Source organism: Campylobacter sp. BCW_4319 (assembly GCF_001764435.1).
Lineage (GTDB): Bacteria > Campylobacterota > Campylobacteria > Campylobacterales > Campylobacteraceae > Campylobacter_D > Campylobacter_D jejuni.
In genome coordinates, this window is sequence record NZ_MKAQ01000014.1 from 66,427 (window position 1) to 76,859 (window position 10,433).

A 10,433-nucleotide genomic window follows, 5' to 3' on the forward strand; every position below is an offset into this window, starting at 1 on the left:
TTATCCTTTTTGATTATCCCAACAAAGAACAGTTTGCCCTTCTTCATTTTTTTCAACATCGCCCATACCCATGATGTTATATCCTGCATCAACATAATGTATTTCACCTGTAACACCATTTGCTAAATCGCTAAGTAAATACATAGCCGAATTGCCTACATCTTCTATACTAACATTGCGTTTTAAAGGAGAATTGATTTCATTGTATTTTAAAATCATTCTAAAATCCCCTATTCCACTTGCTGCCAAAGTTTTAATAGGACCTGCTGAAATAGCATTAACACGAATTCCTTTTACTCCTAGATCTCTTGCTAAATAACGCACAGAACTTTCAAGTGCGGCTTTTGCTACACCCATAACATTATAATGAGGTACATATTTAACCCCACCAAGATAACTTAAAGTCAAAATCGAACCCTTATCTTTTAAAATAGGTAAAACCGCACGTGTTAAAGAAAGTAAAGAATACACAGAAGTTTGCATAGCTATATCAAAAGCTTCTTTTGAAGTTTCTAAAAAAGAATTTTCTAAAGCTTCTTTTGGAGCAAAAGCAACCGCATGTACTACAAAATCAATCTCACCTAAATCTTTTTTGATTTTTTCAGCGATAGAATCTAAATGCTCGTTATTATTTACATCAAGCTCATAAACAAAATTAGAATTAAACTCTTGTGCTATAGGTTCTACACGTTTTTTTAAAGCATCATTTAAAAAAGTAAAAGCAAGCTCGGCTCCTTGATCAAAACATGCTTTTGCTATGCCATAAGCGATAGATTTATTATTTGCAACCCCTACAATAAGGCCTTTTTTACCCTTCATAATCATCTTTTATCCTTTGATTAATTTTATAAAATTTTCTACTTTTAAAGCTGCAGAGCCTATCAAAACTCCACCACAATGATTTACACTTAAAATTTCTTTGATATTATTTTCATTCACACTTCCACCATAAAGCAAAGGTGCCTTGGTTAAACTCGCTAAAAATTCAAGCACTTTAGCGATATCTGTACTTTGTGCACTCACTCCCGTTCCTATAGAATAAATAGGCTCATAAGCGATAATGAGTTTTTCATAATTTAAATCAATAATTTCAAGTTGTTTTTTTAAAAACTCTAAAGTCTTGCCTGAATTTTTTGTATCTAAATTTTCACCTATACAAAAAACAATTTTATAACCATGCTCTTTAGCAAAATCAAATTTAGCCTTAATAAATTCTTCATCTCCTAAAGCTCTTCTTTCAGAATGCCCGATTAAAACGCATTTGATCCCAAATTCGTCCAAATGTTCTTTTCCAAGCTCGCCTGTAAAAGCACCATTAACACAAGGATAAAAATTTTGGGCTCCTTGTATGAAGTTATTTTCTTTTTCTAAAAATGCTACACTAGGTGGGAAAACGATAATATCATCGCATTTTACCCCTATAGTTTTATTTAAAATTTCAGCATAAATTTTAAAACTTGCTCTTGTGTGATTGCATTTTAAATTTGCAGCAAAGATCATTCATTTTCCTTAGATCTTAAAGCTTTTACGCCTGGAAGTTCTTTACCTTCTATAAGTTCAAGAGAAGCGCCACCTCCAGTGGAAATAAAAGTCATTTCATCTGCATCACCTGCGCGCGCAACCACATCAGCCGTATCACCGCCTCCAACAACAGAAGTTGCATGTCCTTCGCTGATATAATGACTCATTTTAATGCTACCTTTTGAAAATTTATCAATTTCAAAAACACCCATAGGTCCATTCCACCAAATCGTTTGCGCATCAGAAATCACCTCCTTAAAAAGTCTCACACTCGCAGGTCCTATATCTAAACCCATCCAACCATTTGGAATTTCTTGTGCTGGAACAAATTTCATCGGCACATCTTGTGAGCACGCAGGAGCGGCTACAACGTCTACTGGAAGATAAATTTTCACTCCTAAATTTTTACCTTTAGTAAGAATTTTATTAGCTTCTTCTAAAAGTTCTTCTTCTAAAAGTGAATTTCCTATATCATAACCTAAGGCTTTTAAAAAAGTAAATGCCATACCTCCGCCTATGATTAATTTATCTACCTTTGGTAATAAATTTGTCAATGCTTGAAGTTTTCCACTTACCTTTGAACCTCCAACAACAGCGACAAAAGGACGTGCTGGATGTTTGATAAGATTGCTTGCAAAATCAATTTCTTTTTGGAGTAAAAATCCTGCACCTTTGTGTTTTTCATCAAAAAATTTAGTAATAGCCTCCACGCTAGAATGTGCTCTATGGCATACTCCAAAAGCATCATTGATATAAACTTGAACCATAGAAGCAAGTTCTTTGGCTAAATTTTCATCATTTTTAGTTTCGCCTTTTTCAAAACGCAAATTTTCAAGAAGTAAAATTTCACCCACTTTTAAATTCATAGCTTTGGTTTTTGCATCTTCGCCGATAACATCTTTTGCCATAACAATTTCTTTATCTAAAAGTCTAGCAAGACGCTTAGCAACAGGTTCTAAAGAATACTTGGAGCTAATTTCTTTTGGACGCCCTAAATGAGAGGCTAAAATCACACTACATCCATTATCCAAACAATATCTTATCGTAGGAATAGCTGATCTTATGCGTCTATCATCAGTGATATTTAAAAAATCATCTTGAGGAACATTAAAATCACATCTTATAAAAACTTTTTTCTTAGCTAAATCAATGTCTTTTATAGAAATAATATCACTCATGATTAAGCCTTATTTGCAATATATACTGCCATATCTACTAGACGACTTGAATAACCCCATTCATTATCATACCAAGCAATCACCTTGATAAAATCATCCGCAATCACTTGAGTTAAATCACTTGCTACAATAGCTCCATAAGAACAAGTGATAAAATCGCTTGAAACTCTTTCATCATCATCCACCATTAAAATGCCTTTTAAATTTGTAGCTGCAGCTTTTCTAAAAGCTTCATTGATTTCATCTTTGCTGACTTTACGGCTTAGCTGCGCAGTTAAATCCACGCTTGATACATCAATCACTGGCACACGCATACTTTGTCCGTGAAGCTTGCCATTAAGTTCAGGCATAACAAGTTTCATAGCTTTTGCTGCGCCTGTAGAAGTTGGAATGATATTTTGCGCTGCAGCACGAGAACGGCGTTTATCTTTGGCCTTAGCATCAATAATACTTTGTCCATTTGTATAAGCATGTATTGTTGTCATAAGTCCTTTTTCTATACCAAAATTATCTTGTAAAACACGACAAACAGGACCTAAACAATTTGTTGTACAACTTGCATTAGAAATAATGCTTTCACCCTTGTAAAGTTCTGAATTTACTCCTAAAACATAAGTAGGTGTATCATCTTTTGCAGGAGCACTCATGATCACTTTTTGCACTCCCATATCTATAAATTCTTGACATTTTGCCATAGTTAAATGCGCTCCTGTACACTCTAAAACAATTTGTGCGCCGTGTTTTGCAAAGTCAAGATCTTTTACATTGCGACTTTTAAATACTTTGATTTTTTTACCATTTACCACTAAATCATCGCCTTCACTATCAACACTGCCTTTAAATTCACCATGTACTGTATCGTATTTAAAAAGGTATTTTGTAAGTTCAATATCCGTAGTATCATTTATCGCCACAAGCTCAATATCATTTCTTTCTAAGATGATTCTTGCAACACATCTGCCTATGCGTCCAAAACCATTTATAGCAACTTTTACAGCCATTTAATTTCCTTTTGCAAAATATAATGTTAATATTCTACAAAAAAAAGGTTAAAATTTTAATGAAGATAGCACTTTTTGGTGGCAGTTTTGATCCACCACATAATGGACATAATAGCGTTGTTTTAGAGGCTTTGGAAAAATTAGATATTGATAAACTTATTATTATGCCTACTTATATCAATCCTTTTAAAAAAAGTTTTAGTGCTGATGAAAAGCAAAGATTTTTATGGGTTAAAAAACTTTGGGGACATTTACCAAAAGTTGAAATTTGCGATTTTGAAATCAGGCAAAAACGCCCTGTTCCTAGCATAGAAAGTATTAAGTATCTTTATAAGCTTTATAATCCTAGTAAATTTTATCTTTTAATTGGCGCAGATCATTTAGAAAAACTTCATCTTTGGCATGATTTTGAAAAACTCAATTCTTTAGTAGAATTTGTTATTGCCAATCGCAATGATATAGGAATTCCTAAGAATTTCAAAGATTTAAAAACCAATAAAAAAATCGCTTCTTCTTTCATACGCGACACTTTAAATACAAATGAGGTTTGTGAAGAAATTAAAGATGAAGTAAAAAAATATTATGAAAAATTACAAAAAAATTGATACAATTTCAAAAATTAAAGGACAATAATGCAAGAAAGAATAGATTTAATCGTTAAAATTTTAGATGAAAAAAAAGCTGAAAATATCAAAACCATTGACATGAGCGAGCAAGAATACTTTGTAAAATATGTCATTATTGCAGCTACTTTAGGAGAAAGACACGCTCTATCCTTGATCGATGAGCTTAAAACACAACTTAAAGCCAAAGGTGAGGAATTTTTAAACATAGATAGTAGCGAAGAATGGAGCGTGATTGATCTTGGCGATATTTTAATCCATCTTTTAACACCAGAACACAGAGGAATTTATAATATAGAAGAATTACTAGAAAACCTTAAAAAAGGCAGGGTTTAAAAAGGCTAAAATTTAATTAGCCTTTTTAATTTTTAGAGATTATCGATATATTCTTCAATCTCTTTTTTAATTTTCTCTTTTTGCTCTTTTAAAGCTTTTTTCTTAGCCTTATACTCAACCTTGCTCATATAGTCTTTTTGATCATGTAAAGCATCGAGTTCTTTTTCGATTTTTTCCACTTCTTGTTCTTTAAGTTTTTTAGCTTCTAGTTTTTTATCATAAAACATAGGATCTTTAGTACAATCATTTTGCACTTGCTTTAAAGCAAGTTCTAAACTTAAAGTTCTAGCTGTGTCATTATGTGCTTTAGAAAAACTGATTTCTTTATTAATACGATCAATTTTTTTATCGCATTCACTTGCACCAAAAGCAAAAGCACATAGCGTAAGTAGAACAAGTATTTTTTTCATTTTTTATTCCTTTTTAAGATAAATTTAAATCGCGAAATATTATCTCATCAATTCTTAAATCTAGCTTTTATATCATTAAACAAAGTAAATACCATACTTTCAAGCTCTTTTGCTCTTTCTAAAGATGTTGCCTCAAAGCGTGTGATAAGATAAGGGCTGGTATTAGATGCACGAAGTAAAGCCCATCCATCGCCAAAATCTATCCTAGCTCCATCAATTTCACAAAGACTTTTAACACCTTTTAAAGCTCCTTTTTCAATCTCTTTTTGAAATTCTTCCACAAGTTTGAATTTTTCTTCTTCATTTACAGGAATTTTAATTTCAGGTGTAGTATAAAGTTTTGGTAAAGCTTTAATCATACTTTCTAGATCAAAACCTTTATAAACAAGCTCCAAGGCTCTTAAAAATGCATAAATTCCATCATCATAACCAAAATATCTATGTTTAAAGAAAATATGCCCACTCACTTCAGCAGCTAAATCAATATCTTTTTCTTTCATCATTTTTTTGATATTAGAATGTCCTGTTTTTCCCATAAAAATAGTTCCAAATTTAGCCACTTCATCAAAAAGATTTTTAGAACATTTTACCTCACCTAAAATGCGTGGATTAGGGATATCTTTAGCAAACAAATAACAAAGCTCATCCCCACAAAATACATGAGTTTTACTCAAAGCAACCATTCTATCAGCATCCCCATCAAAAGCAAAAGCTAAAGAATAATCTTGATTTTGATTTAAAAATTCTCTAATCGCACTTAAGTTTTCTTCTTCTGTAGGATCTGGAGCATGGTTTGGAAACTGTCCATCAGGCTCTGCAAACATTACATGAGCTTTTAAATTTAAAGCTTTAATTAAAGGCTCTATCACTACTCCAGCCGCACCATTTGTGCAATCAACACCAAATTTATAATTAAAATCCTTTAAAAAGCTAAATTGCTCGCACATAAATTTCACATAAAGGTTTAAAATATCGTATTTTTCTACTTCTAAATTTTCTTCAATATCATCATCTAAATACTTATAAACTTCTTTTGAAAACTCTTTTAACTCTACGCCAAAAAAACTTTCTTTATTGATAGTGATTTTAAAACCATTATAATCTTTTGGGTTATGAGAGCCTGTTATCATAACATTTGCATCAAATTTCAAGCCCTCATAAAGACTAAAATACCCCAATGGAGTTGGCACAAGCCCTATATCATAGATTTTTATTCCCGCTTTGTTAAGTCCACTCACCAGATAATTAAAAAGCTCATTTGCACTATATCTTGCATCATAACCCACACTTACATTTTTACAGCCTTTATTTAGCATGGTTTGTCCTAAGCAAAAACCTATAGCCTTAACACTTTTTTCATTCAGTTCTTTGCCATAAAGTCCTCTTATATCATATTCTCTAAAAATCACATCTAACATTATTTTCCTTCAAATTCATCTCTTCTTTAACCTAAATTTATCGTTTTTCTAAAGCAAATTTGGATAGAAAAGAAATTTTTGCTACAATTTTACATTAATTTCACTAAATGAAGGAAAATTTATGGATGAAGAATTAGAAAACGAAGAAACGAAAAAGAAAAAAGGTGGTTCACTTGTAATTATTATTGTTATTTTACTTTTTGTTTTACTTCTTAGTATTATGGGAGTGATTGCTTGGCTTATTTCAAGCAGTTCAAGTGATGAAAGTGAAGTCAAAGAAGCTCCAAAAGAAGAGGCAAAAGCCGATAAACCTAAAGTTTCAGCTCCTACTCAGCGAGGTAGTGATTTTGCTAATATAGGTCCTATGTATCCACTTGATCCTTTTACCCTAAATTTACTTAGCGATAGTGGTTCAAGATATGTAAAATGCACTATAGAACTAGAACAAAATAGCGAGCTTTTAAAACCTGAACTTGACAAAAAAGTTCCAGTGATCCGTGATATTATTATTCGTACATTAACAGCTAAAACTTTTGAAGAAGTAAGCACACAAAAAGGCAAAGAACGTTTAAAAGATGAGCTAGTTGGAAAAATCAATGAAATTTTAACCGATGGCTTTATTAAAAATGTTTATTTTACGGATTTTGTAGTTTCTTAATGCGTGTAGGCTGTGATATCATCGCCATTTCTAGGATAGAAAAAATTCATTCTAGACATGGCAAAAATTTTTTGGATAAATTTCTAAGCCCAAAAGAACAAATACTCATTAAAAATCCAGCAACTCTGGCAGGTCTTTGGGCTGCTAAAGAAGCCGCTAGCAAGGCTTTAGGTGTTGGAATTTGTGAATTATGCAGTTTTTTTGATATTGAAATATCAAAAGATGAAAAAAACGCGCCTAAATTAAAATATTCTCAAAAAATTACAAAAGATTTTAATATCACTCAAACTTCCCTAAGTATTTCTCATGATAATGGTTTTGCTATAGCCATAGTGGCTATAGTTTGATTATTTTCCTATAGTTTGCTTGTCTAAATTTCTTGAAAGTATGAAATCCACCACAGGTTGTTCTCTTTTATTTGCTCTTTTACAATGATCTTTTTGAAAAAAATCTGTGATTTTTATAACAATCCTTGCCCATTTTTTGCGATTTCTTTCACGCCACGCATGAGAAGAAACGCTCTCCCAAGCATAGCCATTAAACAAGCTTGCATTTACAAAATGATCTAAGGCTCTAACACCCTGTCTTGCTCGTGCGGTATTAAAAAAAGTTCCTATAATCACGATAAAAAGATATCCTAAAACTGCTAAAGGTACTATTGCACAAAGCAGGATAGTCCCTGCTAATTTTTCTTTTAAGCTTCCTTTTAAGGTGCGTTTTACACGACGACGAAAATTGGCACGAATTTTAGTTCTAACTCTTTTCATAGCTCTCTTTTGCTAAATTTTATCCTCATACCATTAGCCGAACGCACTGTTAAACGCCCTACTACATCAGGTACAAAACCTTCTTCAAGTTCTAGTTTGTAAGTTTTTAAAATATTAGCCAAAATCAAAATCGCTTCTTGCATAGCAAAACCTTGTCCTATACAAATTCTCTCCCCTACCCCAAAAGGCAAATAAGCATCTTTTTTGTATTCTCCTTCAAAACGAGAAGGATTAAATCCATGCGGATTTGTCCAAAATTCTTCATGTCTGTGTATCAACCAAGGAGCAATCACCACCCCAGAACCTTTTTTAATAAGCTTATCTCTAACTTGGGTATCTTTTTTTGCCTCTCTTGCAAAAAATCCAACAGGAGGATAAAGCCTTAAAGATTCTTTAAAAATATTTATTAAGTATTTAAACTGTCTTAGATGCGAAATTTCAATGGCTCCACCCTGTAAAACCTGAGTAATCTCCTCATAAGCTTTTTCTTGCTCCTTAGGATAAAGACTAAGCAAATAAAGCGTCCATGTCAAAGAACTTGCTGTGGTTTCATGTCCTGCTAAAAAAAGCATAGCTACTTGATCTAAAATTTCCTCAAAAGAAAAACGCTTATTCGTATCCGCATCCACTACTAAAAGCAAAGATCCTAAAATATCTTCAAATTCTGCATTATCTGCCATATCATATCTTGGTTTTATGATGTCACTTAAAACCTGCCTAATCACATCTCCGGCCTTAGCACGCTTACGATCTCCTAATACATAAGAAAGCCATTTTGGAAAACGAAACATACGACGCATGGCTGTATGCACACTTTGCTCTTGAAAAGTCACAAAGGCATTTAAGATTTTTTTACCTTTTTCCTCATTGAGTTTTGAAGACATAATGGTACGAAAAATAACATCAGCGGTAATAAAAGTCATAGCTTCATCTACTTCGATAACAGCATGATTTGGATACTTGCTAAAACGATCCATCATATCTGCCACAGCTTCACTCATGAGATTAAACACTTTATTGATACGAGTCATTTCAAAACTTGGACGCAAAAGTTCTCTTTGTTTTTTCCAAACTTCACCATTTGTAGTAAAAATACTCTCCCCTAAAAGCGGACTTAAAAGCTCATGTAAAAATGCACTTTTAGGAAATTCTCTAACCTCATCAACCATCATTCTTTTAACTTCTTTAGTATCATTTATGACATAAAGATCAAAATTTGGCATCTTCACATAGCCTGTTTGCATTTTATAACTACGCTCATAAAGCCCGTCAAGCCAAGATCTACGCTTTAACAAAAAAGTTAAGAGCGTAGAAGCTTTATTTTTATAAGGTTTTGGAAAAAAGGGGCATTCACTCATATTTTTACCTTTTCTTCTAAAAATTTAGGCATTATGATGAAAGAAAAAAAATCATAATCACCTTTAACACTAATACTATAAAGATATAAAAAGTGCGCTTTGTTTTTATCTCTTTTTATTTTTTTATACTCATGTTTTTCATATAAAGTGTGAAATTTAGCACTTAAAAATGGAGGTGTAAATTTAGCATTTACGCCACTCGTGCGGAAAAAATCCACTTGAGGAAAACATGCTCCATCAATAATCGATGTGTAATCATACCATTTTAAATCAAACCTTGAAACAAATTCAAGCTTCTTTCTAAATTCATCCGCTTTTTTTTGATAACTCACTAAAGGAATGCATTCTCCTAGAGTAAGAATTTTTAACTTATGAAGTAAAGATAAATCTAAATTTTGTCTTAAAATACACTCCAAAACTTCTATACAAACTATAGTTCCAACACTATGTGCTACTAAAACAAGTTCATAATCTTGTTTATTTTCATTTTGTTTTAGCTTATCTACTATGGTATTTGCAAAAAGCTTGATTCTTTCTTGCATAGTGCCTGTTTTTTTATCTTGCCAAGTAGCACAAAAAGCACAAATTCTTGCTATCCAAAATACAGCTAATTTCTTACCTAATTTAAATAAAAAATGATTTAGCAAAAATCCTAAAAAACATCCTATGATGATAGCTAAAGAAAAATGCATATAATTTTGCAAAAAAGCAAAACTTCCAAAAGCTAAAACCAAAGAAAATAGTAAAGAAAATAACACATAAAAAAAAGGATAATAACCTGTGATAAGTTGATAAATCGACTCTTTACCAAATTTGATAAAAAGTCCTGTGATAGTATAAATTCTAAAAAAACTATAACAATCCGCTAAGGCATCTTTGTAATTTTCCGACCAATTTTTCTTAACAATATCATTCCATGTTAAAAAATGATATTTAGTTTGCACTCCCTCGCAAGAAATTTTAAAAAAAGGAAATTGCTCATTTTTTTCAATTTTACTTAAATCAGCTTTAATATTAAAAGTATGAGAATAATCTTTTAGGTTTTTTTTAAATAAATCATAATAAAATCTATAACTTTTAGGATCATATCCTGCTATATAAAATACTTCCCTATCCATACAATATTTCTTTTTGCTTTTAATTATAACAACTTTGCTTTAAAA

General features: G+C 31.8%; 12 protein-coding genes and 1 pseudogene. 4 read left to right on the top strand and 9 right to left on the bottom strand.

The annotated features are described in order from the left end of the window. The 4 genes from fabI to gap are packed head-to-tail and all read right to left on the bottom strand — an operon-like array spanning position 1 to position 3,700. The gene (gene fabI / locus AJN56_RS05100; RefSeq protein WP_002780456.1) at positions 1-825 is read right to left on the bottom strand and encodes an enoyl-ACP reductase FabI; all 825 of its coding nucleotides are present in this window, start codon (positions 823-825) and stop codon (positions 1-3) included. Between the two features lie 3 nt (positions 826-828). Beyond that, positions 829-1,500, bottom strand: coding sequence for a triose-phosphate isomerase (locus AJN56_RS05105; protein WP_002871985.1), 672 nt, complete (start codon positions 1,498-1,500; stop codon positions 829-831). After that, positions 1,497-2,699, bottom strand: coding sequence for a phosphoglycerate kinase (locus AJN56_RS05110; protein ID WP_002871986.1), 1,203 nt, complete (start codon positions 2,697-2,699; stop codon positions 1,497-1,499). Before AJN56_RS05110 ends, AJN56_RS05105 begins: the two co-directional genes overlap by 4 nt. Before the next feature lie 2 nt (positions 2,700-2,701). After that, positions 2,702-3,700, bottom strand: a complete 999-nt coding sequence (gene gap, locus AJN56_RS05115; protein WP_002780453.1) for a type I glyceraldehyde-3-phosphate dehydrogenase — start codon at positions 3,698-3,700, stop codon at positions 2,702-2,704. Between the two features lie 59 nt (positions 3,701-3,759). Between gap and nadD the strand changes: the two genes are divergently transcribed. Further along, entirely contained in the window at positions 3,760-4,305 is a 546-nt protein-coding gene (gene nadD, locus AJN56_RS05120) for a nicotinate (nicotinamide) nucleotide adenylyltransferase (RefSeq protein ID WP_070246322.1), read from the top strand. A 27-nt stretch (positions 4,306-4,332) separates the two neighbouring features. After that, positions 4,333-4,659, top strand: coding sequence for a ribosome silencing factor (gene rsfS, locus AJN56_RS05125; RefSeq protein ID WP_002825802.1), 327 nt, complete (start codon positions 4,333-4,335; stop codon positions 4,657-4,659). Between the two features lie 32 nt (positions 4,660-4,691). Here rsfS and AJN56_RS05130 read toward each other — a convergent pair whose 3' ends face one another. Together AJN56_RS05130 and pgmL are read right to left on the bottom strand one after the other, a co-directional pair. After that, positions 4,692-5,069 (bottom strand): DUF1090 domain-containing protein, encoded by a 378-nt coding sequence (locus AJN56_RS05130; RefSeq protein ID WP_002875241.1) that lies wholly within the window; start codon positions 5,067-5,069, stop codon positions 4,692-4,694. Between the two features lie 47 nt (positions 5,070-5,116). Next, positions 5,117-6,506 (bottom strand): annotated as a pseudogene (gene pgmL, locus AJN56_RS05135) (phosphoglucosamine mutase PgmL). Positions 6,507-6,608: 102 nt separating this feature from the next. Here pgmL and fliL point away from each other — a divergent pair. Then, positions 6,609-7,145, top strand: a complete 537-nt coding sequence (gene fliL, locus AJN56_RS05140; RefSeq protein ID WP_002855429.1) for a flagellar basal body-associated protein FliL — start codon at positions 6,609-6,611, stop codon at positions 7,143-7,145. After that, the gene (gene acpS / locus AJN56_RS05145) at positions 7,145-7,492 is read left to right on the top strand and encodes a holo-ACP synthase (protein ID WP_002825806.1); all 348 of its coding nucleotides are present in this window, start codon (positions 7,145-7,147) and stop codon (positions 7,490-7,492) included. Before fliL ends, acpS begins: the two co-directional genes overlap by 1 nt. On the opposite strand, the gene AJN56_RS05150 is transcribed toward acpS, so the two are convergent. From AJN56_RS05150 to AJN56_RS05160, 3 genes are read right to left on the bottom strand one after another with little or no spacing between them, the layout of a single operon-like run. After that, positions 7,493-7,912 carry a hypothetical protein gene (locus AJN56_RS05150; RefSeq protein ID WP_002862076.1) on the bottom strand — a complete coding sequence of 140 codons (420 nt, stop codon included), beginning with the start codon at positions 7,910-7,912 and terminating at the stop codon, positions 7,493-7,495. Beyond that, positions 7,909-9,270 carry a cytochrome P450 gene (locus tag AJN56_RS05155; RefSeq protein WP_002869133.1) on the bottom strand — a complete coding sequence of 454 codons (1,362 nt, stop codon included), beginning with the start codon at positions 9,268-9,270 and terminating at the stop codon, positions 7,909-7,911. Before AJN56_RS05155 ends, AJN56_RS05150 begins: the two co-directional genes overlap by 4 nt. Beyond that, positions 9,267-10,388: a membrane protein gene (locus tag AJN56_RS05160; RefSeq protein WP_002869134.1), complete on the bottom strand. Its 1,122-nt coding sequence runs from the start codon at positions 10,386-10,388 to the stop codon at positions 9,267-9,269. Before AJN56_RS05160 ends, AJN56_RS05155 begins: the two co-directional genes overlap by 4 nt. Positions 10,389-10,433: the final 45 nt, after the last annotated feature.